Annotated in this window: 16 protein-coding genes; 6 read left to right on the top strand and 10 right to left on the bottom strand. The window is 69.8% G+C overall.

Annotated elements, in window-relative coordinates; all coding sequences use genetic code 11:
* Positions 1–138: 138 nt before the first annotated feature.
* Positions 139–855: a hypothetical protein gene (locus ACFWNN_RS05165; protein WP_382438581.1), complete on the bottom strand. Its 717-nt coding sequence runs from the start codon at positions 853–855 to the stop codon at positions 139–141.
* Positions 856–1,048: 193 nt separating this feature from the next.
* Here ACFWNN_RS05165 and ACFWNN_RS05160 point away from each other — a divergent pair, with 193 nt between their 5' ends.
* Positions 1,049–1,879 (top strand): alpha/beta fold hydrolase, encoded by an 831-nt coding sequence (locus tag ACFWNN_RS05160; protein WP_382438580.1) that lies wholly within the window; start codon positions 1,049–1,051, stop codon positions 1,877–1,879.
* Here ACFWNN_RS05160 and araA read toward each other — a convergent pair.
* The 6 genes from araA to ACFWNN_RS05130 all read right to left on the bottom strand — a co-directional run bounded on the left by araA (position 1,849) and on the right by ACFWNN_RS05130 (position 11,211).
* Complete coding sequence (gene araA, locus ACFWNN_RS05155; protein ID WP_382438579.1) at positions 1,849–3,351, bottom strand: L-arabinose isomerase; 1,503 nt, start codon at positions 3,349–3,351, stop codon at positions 1,849–1,851. The genes ACFWNN_RS05160 and araA overlap by 31 nt on opposite strands.
* A 17-nt stretch (positions 3,352–3,368) precedes the next feature.
* A complete protein-coding gene (locus ACFWNN_RS05150; RefSeq protein WP_382438578.1) occupies positions 3,369–4,022 on the bottom strand; it encodes an L-ribulose-5-phosphate 4-epimerase in 654 nt (217 codons plus the stop codon).
* A complete protein-coding gene (araB, locus tag ACFWNN_RS05145) occupies positions 4,022–5,695 on the bottom strand; it encodes a ribulokinase (RefSeq protein ID WP_382438794.1) in 1,674 nt (557 codons plus the stop codon). The genes ACFWNN_RS05150 and araB overlap by 1 nt, the downstream gene beginning before the upstream one ends.
* Before the next feature lie 525 nt (positions 5,696–6,220).
* Positions 6,221–7,207, bottom strand: a complete 987-nt coding sequence (locus ACFWNN_RS05140) for a LacI family DNA-binding transcriptional regulator (RefSeq protein WP_382438793.1) — start codon at positions 7,205–7,207, stop codon at positions 6,221–6,223.
* A gap of 108 nt (positions 7,208–7,315) precedes the next feature.
* Positions 7,316–8,749 carry a family 43 glycosylhydrolase gene (locus ACFWNN_RS05135; RefSeq protein WP_382438577.1) on the bottom strand — a complete coding sequence of 478 codons (1,434 nt, stop codon included), beginning with the start codon at positions 8,747–8,749 and terminating at the stop codon, positions 7,316–7,318.
* Positions 8,746–11,211 carry an alpha-L-arabinofuranosidase C-terminal domain-containing protein gene (locus ACFWNN_RS05130; RefSeq protein WP_382438576.1) on the bottom strand — a complete coding sequence of 822 codons (2,466 nt, stop codon included), beginning with the start codon at positions 11,209–11,211 and terminating at the stop codon, positions 8,746–8,748. Before ACFWNN_RS05130 ends, ACFWNN_RS05135 begins: the two co-directional genes overlap by 4 nt.
* Positions 11,212–11,375: 164 nt before the next feature.
* On the opposite strand from ACFWNN_RS05130, the gene ACFWNN_RS05125 reads away from it, so the two are divergent.
* The 5 genes from ACFWNN_RS05125 to ACFWNN_RS05105 all read left to right on the top strand — a co-directional run bounded on the left by ACFWNN_RS05125 (position 11,376) and on the right by ACFWNN_RS05105 (position 16,820).
* Positions 11,376–12,341 (top strand): ABC transporter substrate-binding protein, encoded by a 966-nt coding sequence (locus ACFWNN_RS05125; RefSeq protein WP_382438575.1) that lies wholly within the window; start codon positions 11,376–11,378, stop codon positions 12,339–12,341.
* Between the two features lie 207 nt (positions 12,342–12,548).
* Positions 12,549–14,078: a sugar ABC transporter ATP-binding protein gene (locus ACFWNN_RS05120; RefSeq protein WP_382438574.1), complete on the top strand. Its 1,530-nt coding sequence runs from the start codon at positions 12,549–12,551 to the stop codon at positions 14,076–14,078.
* A complete protein-coding gene (locus ACFWNN_RS05115) occupies positions 14,075–15,058 on the top strand; it encodes an ABC transporter permease (RefSeq protein WP_382438573.1) in 984 nt (327 codons plus the stop codon). Before ACFWNN_RS05120 ends, ACFWNN_RS05115 begins: the two co-directional genes overlap by 4 nt.
* Positions 15,055–16,011 carry a galactofuranose ABC transporter, permease protein YjfF gene (yjfF, locus tag ACFWNN_RS05110; protein ID WP_285632479.1) on the top strand — a complete coding sequence of 319 codons (957 nt, stop codon included), beginning with the start codon at positions 15,055–15,057 and terminating at the stop codon, positions 16,009–16,011. Before ACFWNN_RS05115 ends, yjfF begins: the two co-directional genes overlap by 4 nt.
* Positions 16,008–16,820: an expansin EXLX1 family cellulose-binding protein gene (locus ACFWNN_RS05105; RefSeq protein WP_382438572.1), complete on the top strand. Its 813-nt coding sequence runs from the start codon at positions 16,008–16,010 to the stop codon at positions 16,818–16,820. The genes yjfF and ACFWNN_RS05105 overlap by 4 nt, the downstream gene beginning before the upstream one ends.
* Here the strand turns inward: ACFWNN_RS05105 and ACFWNN_RS05100 are convergent.
* From ACFWNN_RS05100 to ACFWNN_RS05090, 3 genes are read right to left on the bottom strand one after another with little or no spacing between them, the layout of a single operon-like run.
* Positions 16,807–18,312 carry a glycoside hydrolase family 43 protein gene (locus ACFWNN_RS05100; protein WP_382438571.1) on the bottom strand — a complete coding sequence of 502 codons (1,506 nt, stop codon included), beginning with the start codon at positions 18,310–18,312 and terminating at the stop codon, positions 16,807–16,809. The two genes, ACFWNN_RS05105 and ACFWNN_RS05100, sit on opposite strands and share 14 nt — an antisense overlap.
* A gap of 13 nt (positions 18,313–18,325) precedes the next feature.
* Positions 18,326–19,321, bottom strand: a complete 996-nt coding sequence (locus ACFWNN_RS05095; protein WP_382438570.1) for an endo-1,4-beta-xylanase — start codon at positions 19,319–19,321, stop codon at positions 18,326–18,328.
* A 4-nt stretch (positions 19,322–19,325) separates the two neighbouring features.
* Complete coding sequence (locus ACFWNN_RS05090; protein WP_382438569.1) at positions 19,326–20,141, bottom strand: carbohydrate ABC transporter permease; 816 nt, start codon at positions 20,139–20,141, stop codon at positions 19,326–19,328.
* Between the last annotated feature and the right edge of the window lies 1 nt (position 20,142).

Below are 20,142 nucleotides of genomic sequence, written 5' to 3'. Positions count from 1 at the left end.
CGATGTTCACGCTAACATCTAGCGCCAACCTACTGACGAGTCAAGGTCCTGCCGGACGGGGGCGCGCCCGCCCGGCAGGTCCCCTGGGAACGCTCGCCTCCGAGGAGACGGGCCTGCCCGCTCGAACCCCGAGGAGAGTTACCGCAGCGAACAGGTGGCGAAGCGCTCCAGCCCCTGGGGCCGCGCCTGCACGCGGCCGATGGAGATCGCGATCCGGTCCAGAGCCGCGGTCCGCTTGCTCGCCAGCGGACCGAGGATCGCGTTCTGCACGAAGTTCGGCCCGCCCTGACCGGCCGACGTGCGCAACCGGTCGTTCGCCTCGGCGAGCTGCTTGCCGAGGTTGGCGAGCTCACGGTCCACTTCGGACCGCGCGGCCGCGGGAACGTCCTGCAGCACGGGAAGCGGGCATTCGATCACACCCCGGGCCGCGACCGGGGTGCTCGCGGCGACCGGCTGCGAGGTGCTCGGCGGCGCCGGGACGGTGGGAGCCTGCCCGAGTCCGCAGGTCGCGAACCTCTCCAGGCCCTCCGGCTTCACCGCGACCCGGCCGATGGCCGTCTCGATGCGGTTCAGCGCCGCGACCCGCTTGCTCGCCAACGGGCCGAGGATCGCGTTCTGCACGAAGTTCGGGCCGCCTTCGCCGGCCGACGTGCGCAGCCGCTCGTTCGCCTCGGCGATCTGCTTGTCGAGGTTGGCCAGTTCGCGTTGCACCTCGGCCTGCGCGGCGGCCGGCACCGCCGGCACGACCGGCTGCGGACACACGATCGCGCCCGTGGCGGTCTCCCCGCCGGCGAATGCGACGGCCGCGGTCACCGCCGTCAGCGTGGCGGCGACAGCGATTCCGGCGAGGATCACCCGTTTGTTCCGCTGCGGTAGTGCATGAGCTCTCGACATGTTCGAACCTCACGACTAGGGGACGTTTGTGCCGGCATTCCGGGATACGTACCGGGAAAGTGAAAGGTTCAACTACTTGTGAGCGCTCACACCGAGTGGCATGCTCACGATTCATTCCGCAGTCCCTGCACCTGCGAAGAACCGGGGAACAGCCATGCCAACGGCCGCCAGAGTCGTCCACGAGCAGATCCCGCTGCGCGTCCAGGGGGTGAACCTCCGGGTCGCGTCGGTCCTGCGCCGGGAGGGCTCCGACGCCCCCGTCGTCTTCCTGCACGGGTTCGGCACGAGCAAGGAGGACTACCTCGACGTCCTCCAGCGGCACGACTTCACCGGGCGTTCGTTCCTCGCCTACGACGCACCCGGCGCCGGCGCCACCGAATGCGCGGACCTCGGGCAGGTCGACCTGCCGTTCCTCGCCGACACCGCCCGCGCCCTGCTCGACCGGGCGGGCATCGGCCGGTTCCACGTCGTCGGGCACCTGACCGGCGCGCTCACCGCGCTCCTGCTCGCCCACGCCGAACCGACCCGTGTTCTGAGCTTCGTGAACATCAAGGGCATCCTGGCCCCCGAGGACTGCGTGCTGAGCAGGGAGGCGCTGCACCACCGCGACCCCGGCGAGTTCGTGTTCGCGCTCGCCGAACGCAGCCGCGAGACCCCTTGCTACGGCGGCGGGTTGTACGCCGCGAACGTCCCGGCCAAGGTCCGGCGCGGCGCCATCCCGTCTTTGTTCCGCTCCATGGTCGAACTCGCCGACCACGGCAACCTGCTGCAGAAGTTCCTCGCCTTGCCGTGCCCGCGGATGTACCTCTACGGCGAGCAGTGCGCGGGTCTGTCCTACCTGCCGCTGCTCGACGCGAACGGGGTGGAGCTCGCCGAGATCCCCCACAGCGGGCAGCTCCCGATGTACTCCAACCCCGTCGCGATGTGGCGGCAGATCGGCGAGTTCCACGCCCGTCAGCTGATTCCCGCCGCCAGGCGGTGGTAGGCGGAGTTCCAGCGCAGGCGGTCGGCGAACGACGCCGGGGTCGTCGCGGAGTCGATCAGCACCAGCTCCGTGGCGGCCATCTGCGCGAAGTCCCGCAGCACCTCGGCGCCGAGGGCCTGCGTCATCACCGTGTGGTGCGGACCGCCTGCGGTGAGCCAGCACTCCGCGGACGTCGAGAGCGACGGCGCGGGCTGCCACACGGCCCGCGCGACCGGCAGCTTCGGCAACGGCTCGTCCGGCGGCACGACCGTGACCTCGTTGGCCACCAGGCGGAAGCGGTCGCCCATGTCGGCGAGGCCGACCACCACGGCGGGTCCGGGTGCCGCGTCGAACACCAGCCGCACGGGGTCCTCGCGGTCGCCGATGCCCAGCGGGTGGACCTCGCACGACGGCTGGTCGGCGGCGATCGTCGGGCAGACCTCCAGCATGTGCGCGCCGAGGATCTTCGGCGTGCCAGGCCCGAAGTGGTAGGTGTAGTCCTCCATGAACGACGTGCCGCGGCCCGTTCCGGTGCCCATCGCCTTCACGGCCGCGAGCAGCGCGGACGTCTTCCAGTCGCCCTCGCCGCCGAAGCCGTAGCCGTCCGCCATCAGCCGTTGCACGGCGAGGCCCGGCAGCTGCCGCAGCCCGCCGAGGTCCTGGAAGTTCGTGGTGAACGCGCCGAACCCGCCGTCGTCCAAAAAGGACCGCAGGCCGATCTCGATCCGGGCGGCGTAGCGCAGCGACTCGTGCCGCTCTCCCCCGCGGGCCAGCTCCGGGCCGAGCCGGTAGGCGTCGGCGTAGTCGGCGACCAGCAGGTCGATGCTCGCGTCCGGCACCGCGTCGACCACGGCCACCAGGTCGTTCACGCCGTAGGTGTTGACCGAGACGCCGAACCTGAGCTCCGCCTCCACCTTGTCGCCCTCGGTCACGGCGACGTCGCGCATGTTGTCGCCGAACCGCGCGAGCCGGAGCCCGCGCAGGTGGGCGAGCCCCGCGGCCGCGCGCACCCAGCCGTCGATCCGCTCGGCCACGACCGGGTCGCTCGCGTGGCCCGCGACGGTCTTGCGCGCCACCCCGATCCGCGTCTGCACGTAGGCGAACTCGCGGTCGCCGTGCGCGGCCTGGTTGAGGTTCATGAAGTCCATGTCGATGCTGGACCACGGCAGCGCCTCGTTGAGCTGCGTGTGCAGGTGCAGCAACGGTTTGCGCAGCAGGTCCAGCCCGGTGATCCACATCTTCGCCGGTGAGAACGTGTGCATCCACGCGATCACGCCGACGCACGACGGGTCGGCGTTCGCCTCCTGCATGACCGCGCGGATCGCGCCTGAGTCGGTCAGCACCGGCTTCCAGACGATCTCCGCGCTGACCCGGCCGGAGTCGGCGAGCATCCGCCGGATCTGCTGGGACTGGGCCGCGACCTGGTCGAGCGTCTCGGGGCCGTAGAGGTGCTGGCTGCCGGTGAGGAACCAGATCTGGGGCTTGTCCGGCATGTGCTCTCCTTCTGGGCTCACTGGCCGTAAACGTTCTGGTAGCGCTCGTAGAGCCGGTCGACGTGCCGCGGGTCGATCACGTCGGGCGTGCCGAGCTGGAGTGCGAAGTGGACGGTGCGGGCGACGTCCTCCAGCAGCACCGCTGCCTTGACCGCCTTCACCGCCGTCTCCCCGACGGTGAACGGGCCGTGGTTGCGCATCAGCACGGCCTTCGACCTGCTGGTGCTCAGCGTGTCGACGATGCCCTTGCCGATCGAGTCGTCGCCGATCAGCGCGAACGGGCCGACGGGGATGTCGCCGCCGAACTCGTCCGCGATCATGGTGAGCACGCACGGGATGGGCTCGCCGCGCGCCGCCCACGCCGTGGCGTAAGGAGAATGCGTGTGCACGACGCCGTTGACGTCGGGCATGTGCCGGTACACGTACGCGTGCGCCGCCGTGTCACTGGACGGCGCCAGCTCGCCCTCGACGAGCTTGCCGTGCAGGTCCGTCACGACCATCGCGTGCGGCCCCAGCTCGTCGTAGGACACCCCGGACGGCTTGATGACCATCAGCTCGTGGCCGGGAACCCGTGCCGACACGTTGCCGGCGGTCCAGCTCACGAGCTCGTAGCGGGTCAGCTCGCGGTGGAGGTCGGCGACCGTGCGGCGCAGCTCTGCCGTGGGTGACATCAGCTCTTCCCCTCCAGGGCGGCGCGCCGGTAGCCGCGCAGCCGGTGCATGACATCGTTGGCACCGCGGCCGAAGTAGTCGTGCAGCTCGAGGTAGTCGTCGAAGAGCCGTTGGTACGCCTCGACGTTCTCCGGGATCGGCCGGTGGACGTTCCGGTGCACCGAGCCCATCGCGTGGGCGGCTTCCCGGATGTTCACGTGCGCACCGGCGGCTACGGCGGCGTGCATCGCGGACCCGAGCGCGGGGCCCTGCGCCGAGCCGATCACCGACAGCGGCAGGTTCACGACGTCGGCGTAGATCTGCATGAGCAGGGCGTTCTTGGTGAGGCCGCCCGCGATCACCAGCTCGGTGACCGGGACGCCCGCCTTCGTGAAGGTGTCGATGATGACGCGGGTGCCGAACGCCGTCGCCTCCAGCAACGCGCGGTAGACGTCCTCGGCCTTGGTGGCGAGCGTCTGGCCGACGATCACCCCGGACAGCTCGTGGTCGACCAGCACCGACCTGTTGCCGCTGTGCCAGTCGAGGGCGACGAGCCCGTGCTCGCCGACGGCCTGGTGCGCGGCCAGCTCTGTCAGCAGTTCGTGCACGTCGACGCCGCGTTCTGCGGCTTCCTGGTGGTAGGCGGGCGGCACCTGGTTGCGCAGGAACCACGCGAAGATGTCGCCGACGCCGCTCTGCCCGGCCTCGTACCCCCAGAGTCCCGGCACGATGCCGCCGTCGACGACGCCGCACATGCCCGGCACCTCGCTCAGCTCCGCGCCGCTCATCACGTGGCACGTGGAGGTGCCCATGATCGCGACCATCTGGCCGGGCTCGACGGCCTGCGCGGCCGGTGCCGTGACGTGCGCGTCGACGTTGCCGACCGCGACCGCGATGCCCTCGCTGAGCCCGGTCCACTCCGCGGCCCGCTTCGTGAGCGTGCCCGCCCTGGCGCCCAACGCCGACAGCGGGTGGTCGAGCTTGTCCTCGACGAACCGCTCGAACGCGGGGTTGAGCTGCGCGAGGAACTCCGCGCTCGGGTAGCCGCCGTCCTGGTGGATGCCCTTGTACCCGGCCGTGCAGGCGTTGCGGGTGTACGTGCCGCTGAGCTGCCAGACGATCCAGTCGGCGGCCTCGACCCAGTGCCTCGTCGCCGCGTAGACGTCGGGCGCCTCCTCCAGCAGTTGCAACCCCTTGGCGAACTCCCACTCCGACGAGATGAGCCCGCCGTACCGCGGGAGCCACGGCTCCTTGCGCTGCCGGGCGAGCGCGTTGATCCGATCCGCCTGCGGCTGCGCGGCATGATGACGCCACAGCTTCACGTACGCGTGCGGCTCCTCCGCGAACTCCAGCAACTCGCACAACGGCGTGCCGTCCTCCGTCACCGGCACCATCGTGCAGGCGGTGAAGTCGGTCCCGATGCCGATCACCTGGTCAGCGCCGATCCCGGCCGCCTCGACGGCCTGCGGGACGGCGGTCCGCAGGACGTCGAGGTAGTCGGCCGGCACCTGCAACGCCCACTCCGGCGGCAACGCCTGGCCCGTCGCGGGCAGCACCCGATCCACCACACCGTGCCGGTATTCGTGGACAGCGGTGCCCAGCTCGGCCCCGTCGCGAACGCGCACGACCACGGCGCGACCGGACAGCGTGCCGAAGTCGACACCCACCACGCACGCGTCCCGGCCGATCGTCATGTCAGTCACGACCTGAGTGTTATCGCTAACATTCCACGAGTCAAGATGTGCCCGATACATCGTGATTCCGTTGGGAGCGCGCGAAATGGGCCAAACGTGAACGCACGACAACGCGACCCACGCTGAGGGGCGCACCGCGCGGCCGGGAGGACCGGCCGGAGCAAGGGCGGTCGGAAGGACGGGCCGCGGCGAGGGCGGCCGAGTGAACAAGCCGCAGGCGGGGAGGACGGACCGGCAGGACGCGCGGCCGACACCTGTTCCGAGCGACGCAAGACGCAACGCCCGTGGGTGCCTCGCAAGGCCGACCGGCTCCAAGCCCCGCCATCCCGCGCGACCAGCCCGTCGCGAACCCTCACCCAGCCACAACCCGCCGTCAGCCGCGGGCCCGCTTGGCTGCGGCCCGCACCCTGACACCGCCCCGACCAGCAACAAACCGCGCGCCGGCAGCCATGCGGCAGCCTGACCGTCGGCGACCCGCCCTCAGCGAATCTCCCCCGGCTGCGGCCCCGCCACCCCGGCGGCAGGTCACTTCGGCGGCGGCGCCACGCTCTCGCGCTTCACCAGCGTCGGCGCCACCGTCCGCCTCGGCTGGGTGGTCTCGCCGTCGCTGACCTGCTCGAGCAGCAGCCCGAGCGTCTCCCGCGCCACCGCGGCGAAGTCCGGGCGCACGGTCGTCAGCGGCGGGATGAAGTAGGCGGCCTCGGGCACGTCGTCGAAGCCCACCACGCTCACGTCGTGCGGGACCCGCCTGCCGCGCTCGCTCATCGCCCGCAGCACGCCGAGGGCGAGGTGGTCGTTGGAGCAGAACACGGCCGTGACCTCGGGCATCCTCGCGAGCATCTGCCCTGCGCGGTAGCCGGAGGCCGCGCTCCAGTCCGCCGCCACGACCGGCGGCATCTCGGCGCCGGTGGTGTCCAGGGCGGCGCGCCAGCCCTCCACCCGGCCCGCCGCGTCGAACCAGTCGGCGGGGCCGGAGACGTGCCACACCGTCTCGTGGCCCATGGCCAGCAGGTGTTTCGTCGCCTCGAACGCGCCCAGCGCCTGGTCAACGGTCACCAGCGGGGTCGGGCGCGACGGGTCGCCGTCGACGGTCACCAGCGGTACGACCGCCGGCACGTCGGCCAGGGCGTCGGCGGCGCCCGAGTTCGGGGCGATCACGACGATGCCCGCCACGCGCTGGTCGCGGTGCCGTTCCACGGCGGCGGCGATCGAGTCGCGGTCGAGCACCTTCACCCTGCCGACGCTGACCGCGAACCCGGCCGCGCCCGCCGCCTCCTCGAAGGCCGACAGCAGCGAGGCCGGACCGTAGAGCGTCGAATTCTGCGCCACGACGCCGATGAGCTGCGACTTGCCGGTGACGAGCGCACGCGCTGCCTTGTTGGGCCGGTAGTCGAGCTCCTTGATGGCCGCCTGGACGCGCAGCCTGGTCTGTTCGCGGACGTTCGGGTGGTTGTTGAGCACACGCGAGACCGTCTGGTGCGACACCCCGGCGAGTCGTGCGACATCGGTCATCGCGGGGTCACGCGAGGTCTTCTCCACGAGCGGTCTCCGATCCTTGATCTGCGCCGGTGATGTTAGCGATAACACCAGGTCGGCTTCGATGCAGTGCTCATTGTCCACTCATTCGAGGCGAAATGTGGCACGTCGTCGCGCGTCGCGGTCATTCCCGGGACGCGACAACACCACCCGGCCATTGTCGTGAGCGAGATATGTGTCCGTTCCGACACGCAGCGAAACCGCCCCGCTGTCCGATAGTCCCGGCACCCGGACAAAGCTCGCCGCCCGCCCGTAGGCGTCGGTGTCCTCGAACGGGTCGATGCGGAACGCGTCCCCGTCCACCCGCACGTACCGGTCGGGGAAGTTCACCGACTGCACGGCCACCGTGCCCGCCCCCAGGAACCCCGGCACGAACCGGAACTGGGAGTCCGCGAGCTCACGGACGTTGCCGTCCACCCGCAACCGGTACTCGTAATGCCGCAGCACGAGCGAAGGCGCGTCCAACGGCGACAACCGCACCACCGGCCCGCCCCGTCCCACCGGCACGCCGAACGAAGGCGTGCCGTCGGCATTCCAGTGCAACCGCTGCACGCGCGTGTGCCGGTTCGGGTCGAACAACGGATCACCGACGATGTCGCGATAGTCGCGCGCGTGATAAACGAGCACGTCCAACGACCCCGCGGTGGTGAACGAGTTGTGCCCCGGCCCGTACTGCGAGGTGGCCGCGGAAGTGGCGAACACCGGCGAAGGTGACTTCGTCCACGACCGCGCGTCCAGCAGGTTCGCGTTCTCATCCGCGGTCAGCAGGCCCATGCAGTACCGCGCGTCGGTGGCGCTCGCGGAGTACGTCACGAACACCCGCCCGTTGCGGATCAGCACCGCCGGACCCTCGTTCACCTTGAAGCCCTGCACCTCCCACGACAGCGTGGGCACGGCGATCCGCACCGGCGCGGTCTTCAACGCCAGCGGTGAGGCCATCTCCGCGATGTACAGGTTCGAGTTCGTGGCGATGCCGGGCTCGCTCTGCGCCCACAGGAAGTACCGCTTGCCGCGGTGCGCGAACGTCGTCGCGTCCAGTGTGAACGTGTCCCACGCCGTCACCATCTGCCCGCGCAGCACCCATCCGCCCTCACGCGGGTCCGAGTGCGGCGACTCCAGCACGTAGGTGCGGATGCGGAACGGCTCGTCCTTGTCCCCGGCGGCGAAGTACACGTACCACTTGCCGTCGATGCGGTGCAGCTCCGGCGCCCAGATGTACCCACCCATGACACCCGAGGCAGGGCGCCGCCAGATGGTGCGCTCACGAGCAGCCGCCAGACCGTCCAGTGTGGACGCTCCGCGGATCACCACCCGGTCGTACTCGGGCACGGATCCGGTCAGGTAGTACATGCCGTCGGTCGGCGGCGTGATGAACGGGTCAGCACGCTGCTCGACGAGAGGGTTGCGGGTCGGCAGCTCCGCCGCGGTCTCGGCAGCGAGAGCAGGCGCGGCGGAGGTCAGAGCGGTGCCGGCGGCGAGCACGCCGCCCGAGGCCAGCAGGGAACGTCGGGTGATCACGAGCGGCTCCTGATCCGGAGGAACGTGACGGAGTGGGGCGGGAACGTGTGCGTGAAACTGCTCGCCACGCGGACCTGCGACGCGACAGCACGGATCGGCTGGGTGAACTCGGTGTTCACGTCGTCGGGACGGCCCTGCAGCACGGTCGCCCGCGCCGTCGAGGCCACCGGGACGCCGAGGTCGATGCGCGTGCGGGCCGCGTCGGGCTGGGCGTTGACGACCTTGACGATCAGCTCACCGGTCGCGAGGTCGCGGGTGACGACCTGCCGGAACGGCTCGGCGACCTTGTCGTCGGTGAACTCGCCCCACTTCTGGCCGTCGAGGTACAGCGCGACATGACGTCCGCGCACCTCGACCCGCACGTCGTAGACACGGCCGGTGTCGATGCGGGTTCCGTTGCTCAGCAAGGTGTTCTTGCCGCCACCGACCGCCTTCTCGACCGCCGACTGGGTGTTGTTCCAGCCGCCGAGGTTCCACCAGTAGTAGTTGCCGGTGTCCTGCACGCCGAACGCGACGAGGAAGCCCTCGCGCCCGGACTGCTTCACCGCCTTGACGTTCAGCGTGTAGTCGCGCCAGGTCCGGTCCCCCGCCGTGACGAGCGTGTCCTCGGCGGCCGCGTCGGACTGCACGTACGCGCCGTTGACGACGTTCCACGCGCCGCGGCCGGACTTGGTCCACCGCGAGTCGCCGCCGGAGAAGTCGTCGCTGAACAGCGTCTCCCCGGCCGCGTTGGTCACGTTCACATCGTCGTAGGTCGCGGCGGTCGCCCAGGTCGACAACCCGATCGCGCCGGTGATGGGCGTCTGCGTCGACGGCGTGGCGGACGCGGTGCTCGGCACGACGTGATCGCCCACGTTCGTCATGAAGAGCTTCTGCATCTCGTAGCTCGCCGAGCCCCATGACGCGTGGTTGTTGAACCAGATCATGTCCGGGCGCCACTGGACGTAGTCCTCGTTGGCCAGCAACGGCGCGTACGAGGCGAGCTTCACGACGTCGGCGTTGCGTTCGAGGCCAGTCATGAACGCCGCCTCGCTCAACGCGTTGTGGAACCTGTTGTCCTGCGAGGCGTACTCACCGAGGAACACCTTGGGGCCGTTGCGGTCGTAGGTGTCATAGCGGTTGTTGTTCTCCAGGAACCAGCTCGGGCTGTTGTAGTAGTGCTCGTCGATCATCTTCACGCCGGCCTGCCGGTTCAGCTGCCACAGCCGGTCGAACGTGCCGCCCGCGTCGTCGGGGCCGGAGTTGCTGACGACGGTGATCTCCGGGTAGCGCGCGTTGATCGCGTCGCGGAACTGCGTGAAGCGCGCCATGAACTCGTCGGGCAGGTTCTCCTCGTTGCCGACGGCGACGTGCGTGAGCTTGAACGGCTTGGGGTGGCCCATTTCCGCGCGCTTGCGACCCCAGACGGAGTCGGCGGGACCGTTCGCGAACTCGATCAGGTCGAGCGTGTCCTGGATGTGCCGTTGCAGCAGCACGGGGTCGTTGGTGGCACGGTTCTGGCCGCAGCCGGTGACCAGCGCGGGCACGACGGGCAACGGCATGGCGCCGATGTCCTCGGAGAACTGGAAGTACTCGAAGTAGCCGAGGCCGTAGGACTGGTTGTAGCCCCAGAAGTTCGAGTTCGTGGCGCGCTGCTCGACCGGCCCGATGGTGTCCTTCCACTGGTACGAACGGCGGCGCTCGAAGTTCGGCGCCTCGTAGCCGTAGTGGCTGCCGGTGTTGACCAGGCACCCGCCCGGGAACCGGACGAAGCCGGGCTTCAGGGCGGCGATCTTCTCGGCCAGGTCGCGCCGCAGGCCGTGGCCCTTGAAGGTGTCCTGCGGCAGCAACGAGATCATGTCGAGGCTGAGCGTTCCGGACCCCGCCCCAGTCACCAGGAGCCGTCCGGTGGTGCTGGTCTGACGGGCGCGAATCGTTCCGGTGTACCGGGTCCAGCCACCGCTCACCTGGATCTTCACCGGGTCGCCCAGCGCGGTTCCGGCGGGGTCGGTGATCGTAGCGGTGACCTGCGTGGACTGGTCGGCGCGTGCCCAGACGGAGAAGTCGTAGCGCTGGCCGTTCTGCACGGCGATCCCGCTGTTGTAGCCGGAGTTGATGACGCCGGCGGGCAGGCCCAGCTTGAGGTAACGGCGGTTGCGCTCGTTGAGGCGGCCGCTGTCGTCGACGACGTCGACCGTGCCGCTGTGCGGGGCCCACGACGTGAGGCCGTGGTAGCTCGTGTTGTCAGCAGGGTCGTACTCGAACGAGCGGTTCTGCACCAGCTCGGCGTACAGGCCGCCGTCCGCGGCGCGGTTGATGTCTTCGAAGAACACGCCGTACATCGAGTCGTCGATCGACGGGCCCTTCTTCGAGGCGTCGATCTTGAGCGTGTAGTCGGCCTCGGCGGCCGCGCCGGATCCGGGGACCGCGACCAGGAGGCTGGCTGCGAGTGCAGCGCTCAGCAGAACGTGCTTGCGGGACACAGGGGTTCCCTCCCAAGCTCGGAAGTGAGCGTTAACATAGGGCTGCGTACTCGTTACGGGCAACCCCTTGACGGCGCAGTTGTGAGCGTTCACTCTTGGCAGCCTGACAGCCGCGGACACGCGGTCGAGCTCCGCGACACCGTCGTCACTCCGGAGGAACCCCAGTGCTGAAGAAGATCACGACAGCCGCCAGCGTGGTCCTGCTGAGCGTGCTCACCGCGTGCGGTTCGGGAGGCGGTGGGAGCACCGGCTCGTCCGGTGACACCATCACGATGGGCTTCGCCCAGGTGGGTGCCGAGAGCGGCTGGCGCACCGCCAACACCAAGTCGGTCCAGGACGAGGCCAAGGCCGCCGGGATCGACCTGAAGTTCTCCGACGCGCAGCAGAAGCAGGAGAACCAGATCAAGGCGATCCGCTCCTACATCCAGCAGAAGGTGTCGGTGATCGCGTTCAGCCCGGTCGTCGAGACCGGCTGGGACACCGTGCTGCTGGAAGCCAAGCGCGCCAACATCCCCGTGATCCTCACCGACCGGTCGATCGACTCCGACGACACCTCGCTCTACAAGACGTTCCTCGGTTCCGACTTCGTCGAGGAGGGTCGCAAGGCGGGTGACTGGATGGTGGCCAACGCCTCCGGCCCGACGAACGTGGTGGAACTGCAGGGAACCACGGGCGCGGCACCCGCGATCGACCGCAAGAAGGGCTTCGAGGAGAAGATCGCGGCCAAGCCCGACATCAAGGTCGTCGCGTCGCAGTCCGGTGACTTCACCCGCTCCGGCGGGAAGCAGGTCATGGAGGCGTTCCTCAAGTCCCAGCCGAAGATCGACGTGGTGTACGCGCACAACGACGACATGGGCCTCGGCGCCATCGAGGCGATCAAGGCGGCGGGCAAGGTGCCCGGCAAGGACATCAAGATCATCACCGTGGACGCCGTCAAGGACGGCATGCAGGCGCTGGCGAACGGCGAGATCAACTTCATCGTCGAGTGCAACCCGTTGCTGGGCAAGCAGTTGATGGAGCTCGCGAAGAAGGTCGTGGCGGGCGAGGACGTGCCGGCGCGGGTCGTGACCGTGGAGGGCACGTTCACGCAGGAACAGGCCAAGGAAGCGCTCCCCAAGCGCCAGTACTGAGTCGATTCCTTCAAGCGAACTGCCTCAGCACCGGTGGGCACACCAGCCTCCGGCCGCCGCGCCCACCGGTGCTGAGTTGATTCTTCAGGACTGGCGGGCGCACCAGCCCGCGTCCGCCAGTCCTGAACCCCCAAGCCCCGCGGGGCCCGTCGTGGACGCGCATCCGGGTGACGGGCCCCGCGGACCCAGCGACGAAAGCCAGTGCCCATGACCGAGTCGCCGCCACCCGTCGTCGAGATGCGGGGCATCAGTCTCGCGTTTCCCGGCGTGAAGGCGTTGCAGGACGTCGACTTCCGGCTGTTCCCCGGTGAGGTGCACGCCCTCATGGGCGAGAACGGCGCCGGGAAGTCCACCCTGATCAAGACCCTGACCGGCGTGCACCGCCCCGACTCCGGGCGGGTCGTGCTCGCCGGCGCCGAGGTCGCGTTCTCCTCCCCCGGCGAAGCTCAGCACGCGGGCATCAGCACCGTGTACCAGGAGGTCAACCTCTGCGCGAACCTCACGGTCGCGGAGAACATCCTGCTGGGCCGCGAACCGCGCAAACTCGGCGGCATCGACTTCCCGGCGATGCGGCGGCGGGCGTCCGAGGTGCTGTCGCGCATCGGCGTGCACATCGACCCGGCGTCGAGCCTGGGCGAGCACCCGATCGCCGTGCAGCAACTGGTGGCCATCGCCAGGGCGATCGCGGTCGACTGCCGGGTCCTCGTCCTCGACGAACCGACGTCGAGCCTCGACGCGGGCGAGGTCGCGGAGCTGTTCCGGATCATGCGGGTGCTGCGCGACGAGGGCGTCGCGATCCTGTTCGTGTCCCACTTCCTCGACCAGGTCTACGAGATCTCCGACCGGATGACGGTGCTGCGCAACGGAGCCCTCGTCGGCGAGCACCTCACCGCGGACGTCGACCGCAGGTCGTTGATCGCGCAGATGATCGGCCGCGACCTCGGCGCGCTGGAGGCGATCGAGGACGCGGCGGAGAAGCGCACGGCCCACGGCCCTGTGCTGCTCCAGGCGGCGGGGCTCGGCAGGCGCGGCGCGATCGAGCCGTTCGACCTCGACATCCGGGCGGGCGAGGTCGTCGGTCTCGCCGGTCTGCTGGGCTCCGGCCGCACCGAACTGGCACGGCTGCTGTTCGGCGCCGACCGCGCGGACACAGGCAGGCTGTCGGTGGACGGCAGGCCGCTCAAACTGCGTGGACCTCGGTCGGCGGTCGCCGCCGGCATCGCGTTCAGCTCGGAGGACCGCAAGGGCGAGGGCCTGGTCGCGGACCTCTCGATCCGCGACAACCTGGTGCTCGCGATGCAGGCGGCACGCGGCTGGACCCGCCCGCTGCCCCGCCGCACCAAGGACCAGCTCGTCGAGAAGTACCTGAAGGCGCTGGACATCCGGCCCGCGAACCCGGACGCGCTGGTCCGCACGCTCTCCGGCGGCAACCAGCAGAAGGTGCTGCTGGCGCGCTGGCTCGTCACCGAACCGAGGCTGCTGATCCTGGACGAACCGACCAGGGGCATCGACGTCGGCGCGAAGGCGCAGATCCAGCAGCTCGTCACCACCCTCGCCGCGGACGGCACGGCCGTGCTGTTCATCTCGGCGGAACTGGAGGAGGTCGTGCGGATCGCGGACCGGATCGTCGTGCTGCGCGACCGGCGCAAGATCGCCGAGCTGGACGGGTCGACCGGCGTCGACGAGGTCGTGGAGCTGATCGCGGGCGGAGCCGCGCCGGAGAAGGTGGTCTCGTGAAGAACCGGCTGCTGTGGCCCCTGGTCGCGCTCGTCGCGCTGTTAGCGCTCAACCTCGTTGTGACACCTCAGTTCTTCGCGCTGCGCATGCAGGACGGCCACCTCTACGGCGGACTGGTCGACGTGCTGAAGAACGGCGCGCCGACGCTCCTGATCGCGCTCGGCATGACGCTGGTGATCGCCACCCGCGGCATCGACCTCTCCGTCGGCGCCGTGGCGGCCATCGCGGGCGCCGTCACGTGCGTCCACATCGGAGGGTCCGCCGACGCGGGCACGGCGTTCGCCGGCATGGCGCTCGCGCTCGTGCTGTGCGCGGTTCTCGGACTGTGGAACGGGTTCCTGGTCGCGAAGCTCGGCATCCAGCCGATCATCGCGACCCTGGTGCTGATGACGGCCGGACGCGGCATCGCGATGCTGGTGACCGAGGGCCAGATCGTCACGGTCAACAACTCGGCGTACCGCCAGGTCGGCGCCGGGTTCGTGGTGCTGCCGACCGCGATCCTGATCAGCCTGCTCGTCCTCGGGCTGGTGGCGTTCGCGACCAGGAAGACCGCGCTCGGCATGCTGATCGAGGCCGTCGGCGTGAACCCGCAGGCCTCGCGCCTCGCCGGCGTGCGCACGACGACCATCATCTGGACCGTCTACGTGTTCGCCGCCGTGTGCGCGGGCATCGCCGGGCTGATGATCAGTTCCAACGTGAGCGCGGCCGACGCCAACAACGCCGGGTTGTGGATCGAGATGGACGCCATCCTCGCCGTCGTCATCGGCGGCACCTCGCTCGCCGGCGGCCGCTACTCGCTCACCGGCACGCTGCTCGGCGCGTTGATCATCCAGACCCTCACCACCACCGTCTACACGATCGGCGTCGCCCCGGAGGTGACGCTGGTGTTCAAGGCCGTCGTCGTCATCGCCGTCTGCCTGGTGCAGGCGCCGAAAGCCCGTGCCGCGTTCAGCTTCCGGAAGGTGGCCGTCCCGTCATGACCACTCTCGCTCCGCCGTCGCGGTTCCTGCCGGTCCTCGCCACCGTCGGGTTGTTCGTCCTCGCGTTCGGGATCGGCTCGGCGCGCTACGACGGCTTCGCGTCCGGCCAGGTCGTCGCGAACCTGTTCATCGACAACGCCTTCCTGATCGTGCTCGCCGCCGGCATGACGTTCGTGATCCTCAGCGGCGGCATCGACCTGTCCGTGGGTTCGGTCGTCGCGCTGTCCACCATGGTCACGGCCTCGGGGCTGCGGGCGGGGTGGCCGGTGCCGCTCGTCGTCCTCGCCGTGCTGCTGATCGGCGCGACGCTCGGGCTGCTGATGGGCCTGGTGATCCACAAGTTCGACGTCCAGCCGTTCATCGTGACGCTCGCCGGCATGTTCCTCGCGCGCGGTCTGTGCTTCCTGATCAGCGTGGAGTCGGTGTCCATCAAGGACAGGACGTTCCGCGACGTCGCCACGGCCGCCATCGAACTGCCCGGCGGCGTGACCATCACCTACAACGTCGTGATCGCGTTGCTCGTCGTCGCCGCCGCGATGTACGTGCTGCACCGCACCCGCTTCGGCCGCACCGTCTACGCCGTCGGCGGCAACGAGTCGTCCGCGCTGCTCATGGGCCTGCCGGCCGCACGCGTCAAGGTGGGCGTGTACGTGATCAGCGGCCTCTGCTCGTCGCTCGCGGGGCTGCTGTTCAGCCTTTACATGCTCTCCGGCTACGGCCTGCACGCCGTCGGCATGGAGCTCGACGCCATCGCGGCCGTGGTGATCGGCGGGACGCTGCTCGCGGGCGGGGTCGGGTACGTGCTGGGCGGGTTGGCCGGAGTCCTGGTGCTCGGCACGATCCAGACGCTGATCTCGTTCCAGGGCACGCTCAGCTCGTGGTGGACGAAGATCGTGATCGGCGTCCTGCTGCTGGTGTTCATCGCGGTGCAGCGGACTATGGTTCGGCGGTGAGACGGACCCTCCCGTTGCTCGTCGTCCTGGTCGCCCTGGTGGGCGCGGTCGTCGGCGTGGTGGTGCTGCGTGGCGACGAGAGCGTCGCGGGCACCCCTGCCGCCGCTGCCACCTCGCCCGTTCCGACCACGACTGTTCCCAGCACGCCTGTCCCGACCACGACCGTCGCACCTCCGACCACGACTCCCGCGGTCTCCCTGGCCGGGAAGATCAAACCGGGCGAGCCCCGGCAGGGAGTGACGACGTTCTACGACTCCGACGGCGGCGGAGCCTGCTCGTTCGACCCCGGACCCGACCCGCTGACCGCCGCCATGAACGAGTCTGACTACGAGGGCTCAGCCGCGTGCGGCGCGCACCTGCTGGTCGAGTCGGGCGGGAAGCGGATCACCGTGCGCGTCACGAACCTGTGCCCCGCGCCGTGCAAACCGGGGCAGCTCGACCTCAGCGCGGAGGCCTTCGCGCAGCTCGCGCCGCCGGTCCGGGGTGAGATCCCGGTGACCTGGACACTGGTCAGCCCGGAGACGCCGAAGAAGATCGCGCTGCGCTACAAGTCTGGGTCGAGCCAGTACTGGTGCGGCATCCAGGTCCTCGACCACCGCAACCCCGTGGCACGGCTCGAAGTGCAGGCCGGCGGACAGTGGCGGCGGCTCGACCGCGCCGAGTACAACTACTTCCTGTCCGAGAACGGCGCCGGGTGCGGCGGGGCGATCGCGATCACCGACGTCCACGGCGAACGCCTCGTCGTCGACGCGCTCCCGGTGCGGCCCGACGTCGTCCAGGCCACGAACCTCCAGTTCAGGCGTGCTTAGCCCGGTAGCTGAAGTGCACGAAGTCCGCCGAGGACGTGCTCGGCGCACCTTCGCTGGACGCCATCAGTCCGATGTGGACACCGGTGAACCCGCCCGCCGCCTGGGTGCTGAGCATCCGGCCGTCGAACGGCTCCCCCAGCGGCTGCCACTCACCGGCACCGGCGACCAGGGCCCGGTGCTCCTGCCCGGTCGCCTCGAAGCACAGCCGCACCACGCCCTCCCCCACCGTCTGCCGGGCGAGCACCTCCTCCCGTCCGGCAGCGCGCCGCACCAGCACCACCTCACGTCCGGCGCCGAGCAGGAGCCGCACGTGGTGGTCGTTGTTCTGCCACAACACCATCCCGGCCACCTCGGACGGCCCGGCCGGCGCGAAGGCGAGCTCGCAGGACGCCTGGAAGCTCTGGTGCTGCTGACGCCGGAACACCGCGCTCGGCGTGCCCAGCCCCGTGATCGAGTCCGGACGCAGCCGGAGCCGGAGTAGCCCAGGCTCGGGCGCCGACCAGAACTCCTCGTCCGGGGTGCGCAGGACCATCCACGAGTCGTGCTCCTCCGGTGGCCACGGGTGCGGCTCCAGGTCCGGCAGGTCGTACGCCATCTCGACCCGGCCGGTGCCGGGGCTGAACACCGGCCCGCCCGCCTCCCACCGCACGGGCACGAGGAACGTCTCGCGGCCCAGGTTGTAGACGTAGCCGCCGTACGGCCGGGTCGCGAGCAGCACCGCGAACCACTCCCCGCGGTGCGTGCGGACGAGGTCGGCGTGCCCGGTGGCGGCGATCGGGTGGTCGCGGCCCAGGTGGCGGTGGGTCAGCACGGGGTTGAGCGGCGACCCCCGGTACGGACCGGTGACCTCGTCGGCCGTCGCCACGACCACCGAGTGCTCGAAGTCCGTGCCGCCCTCCGCGCACAGCAGCACGTACCGTCCGTCCACTTCGTACAGATGCGGTGCTTCGAGCCACACCGAGTCGCGCAACGCGCCCGTCCACAGCACGTGCTCGTCGCCGACCAGTTCCAGCTCCACCGGGTCGAACTCGCGCAGCCACACCTCGGTGCGTCCAGGCTCGTCGGTCTCGCGCGTCGCGGTCCACCACGCACGACCGTCGCTGAACAACAACGACGGGTCGAACCCGGACGCCTCGGGCAGCCAGTGCGGTTCCGACCAGGGACCGGCCGGGTCCGCCGCGGTCACGACGAAATTGCCGCTGCGCTCCACCCCGTCGACCAGCGTGCACACCACGTAGAACACCCCGGAGTGATACCGGATCGTCGGCGCGTACAGCCCACCGGACGGCCGCACACCGCGCAACGGCAGCTGCGACGGCCGGTCCAGCACGTGACCGAGCAACCGCCAGTGCACGAGGTCGCGGCTGTGGTAGATCGGCAGCCCGGGGAAGTACTCGAACGTCGAGGTGACCAGGTAGTAGTCCGACCCCGCCCGGCACACCGAAGGGTCGGGGTGCGAGCCGGGCAGGATCGGGTTCTCGAACTGTCCCAAGTGGACTCTCCCGTTACGGGTTGAGCCGGGTGTACGCGGGCTTCGGCCGCAGGTCGGCGTCGAACAGGCAGGCCGCGTCCTCACCGGGGAACACGCCGGGCACCCACGAGTGCCGGTCGGTGAAGCCCCAGGTGGTGAACTCGACGCACCGCCGCACCGCGTGGCACGCGTCCCAGACCTGCTCGAAGTAGTCGGCCTGCGCGTCCAGCTTCTCCGGCGTCACGGGCACCGGGATCCGCACGTCGGCCTCGGTGATCGCCACGTCCACGCCGAGCGCGGCGAACCGGGCGATGTTCTCCTTCATCCCCGACGGGAACCCGTACAGCAACGACAGGTGCCCCTGGATGCCGACGCCGTGGATCGGCACGCCCTGCCGCTTCAACGACTTCACCAGCTCGTACGTCGCGTCGCTCTTGGCGTTGAGCCCCTCGATGTTGTAGTCGTTGATGTACAGCTTCGCTTTCGGGTCGGCCTGGTGCGCCCACCGGAACGCGTCGGCGATGTAGCGGTCGCCGAGCTTCTCCTGGAACACCGTCGGCCGGCGCGTGCCGTCCTCGTTGAACGCCTCGTTGACCACGTCCCAGGCGCGGATCTGGCCGCGGTACCGCCCTGCCTCGGTGAAGACGTGCTTCCGCACGACGTCGCGCAGCTCGCGCGCTTCCAGGCCGCCGACCCAGTCCGGCAACTGGCTGTGCCACACCAGGGTGTGCCCGCGGACGGACTTCCCGGTCCGGCGCGCGTAGTCGACGATCGCGTCCGCGCCGGACCAGTCGTACTGGCCGCGCACCGCCTCGACGGTGCCCCACTTCATCTCGTTCTCGGGCGTCACGCTGTCGAACTCGCGGGTCAGCACCGCCCGGTAGTCGGGTTCGGCGTCGAGGTGCTGGACGGCCACCGCACTGCCCACGTACCTCTTCGTGATGCTCTTCAACGGTCCCGCGGCCGAGGCGGGCACTCCTTGCACCAGCACGACGAGCACGGCCAGGCCAACGGCTAATCGGGTTCGCACGGTCTCATCCCTTCACGGAGCCGGTCAGTCCGCCGACCATCCGGCGTTCGGCGAGCACGAAGAACGCGAGCGCGGGGATCATGGACAACGCCGTGAAGGCGAGCACCTTCGCGGTGTCCTGGGTGTGCTCGGACTGGAACATCGCCACCCCGAGCGGGAGCGTGAAGTTGGTGGAGTCGTTGAACACCAGCAACGGCAACAGGTAGAAGTTCCAGCTGGTGACGAACGCCAGCACGGACACCGTGATCAGCGCCGGCCGGGACAACGGCAGCAGGATGCGCCAGAAGAACCCGAGCTTGGCCGCGCCGTCGAGCAGCGCCGCGTCCTCCAGCTCACCGGGGATCGCGTTCATGAACGGCCGCAGGATCACGATCGTCACCGGCAGCGAGAACGCCGCCTCCGGGATCGCGACGCCGAGCGGGTTCTCCAGCAGCCCGAGCTGACGCAGCCACAGGTACAACGGCAGCGTGGCCACGCCCAACGGGAACAGCAGCCCGAGCGTGAACAGGGTGTAGAACCCCTCGCGCCCCCAGAACCGGTAGCGGGACAACGCGAACGCCGCCATCGAACCGAACACGACCGCCAGCGTCGTCGCGATCACCGCGATCAGCGCGCTGTTGCCGAGCAGGCGCCAGAACACCGGGGAGGTCGCGACCTCCGCGTAGTTGTCCCAGACGAACGGGCCGGGCAAGCCGGCCGGCGAGGCGTTGATCTGCGCCGTGGTCCGGAAACCGCCCAGCACCACGAACAGCAGCGGCACCACCGTCATGCCGATGACGGCGAACGCGGCGAGGTAGCCGACAGCGTTGCGACGTGCCATC

This window comes from Lentzea sp. NPDC058450 (assembly GCF_042721395.1).
Lineage (GTDB): Bacteria > Actinomycetota > Actinomycetes > Mycobacteriales > Pseudonocardiaceae > Lentzea.
This window is presented reverse-complemented; position numbering and strand designations above follow the sequence as displayed.

Excerpts from the sequence above, each read along its gene's own strand:
- ACFWNN_RS05160 (WP_382438580.1), top strand. The coding sequence starts at position 1,049 with ATGCCAACGGCCGCCAGAGTCGTCCACGAGCAGATCCCGCTGCGCGTC.
- araA (WP_382438579.1), bottom strand. The coding sequence starts at position 3,351 with ATGCCGGACAAGCCCCAGATCTGGTTCCTCACCGGCAGCCAGCACCTC.
- ACFWNN_RS05150 (WP_382438578.1), bottom strand. The coding sequence starts at position 4,022 with ATGTCACCCACGGCAGAGCTGCGCCGCACGGTCGCCGACCTCCACCGC.
- araB (WP_382438794.1), bottom strand. The coding sequence starts at position 5,695 with ATGACGATCGGCCGGGACGCGTGCGTGGTGGGTGTCGACTTCGGCACG.
- ACFWNN_RS05140 (WP_382438793.1), bottom strand. The coding sequence starts at position 7,207 with ATGACCGATGTCGCACGACTCGCCGGGGTGTCGCACCAGACGGTCTCG.
- ACFWNN_RS05120 (WP_382438574.1), top strand. The coding sequence starts at position 12,549 with ATGACCGAGTCGCCGCCACCCGTCGTCGAGATGCGGGGCATCAGTCTC.
- yjfF (WP_285632479.1), top strand. The coding sequence starts at position 15,055 with ATGACCACTCTCGCTCCGCCGTCGCGGTTCCTGCCGGTCCTCGCCACC.
- ACFWNN_RS05090 (WP_382438569.1), bottom strand. The coding sequence starts at position 20,141 with ATGGCACGTCGCAACGCTGTCGGCTACCTCGCCGCGTTCGCCGTCATC.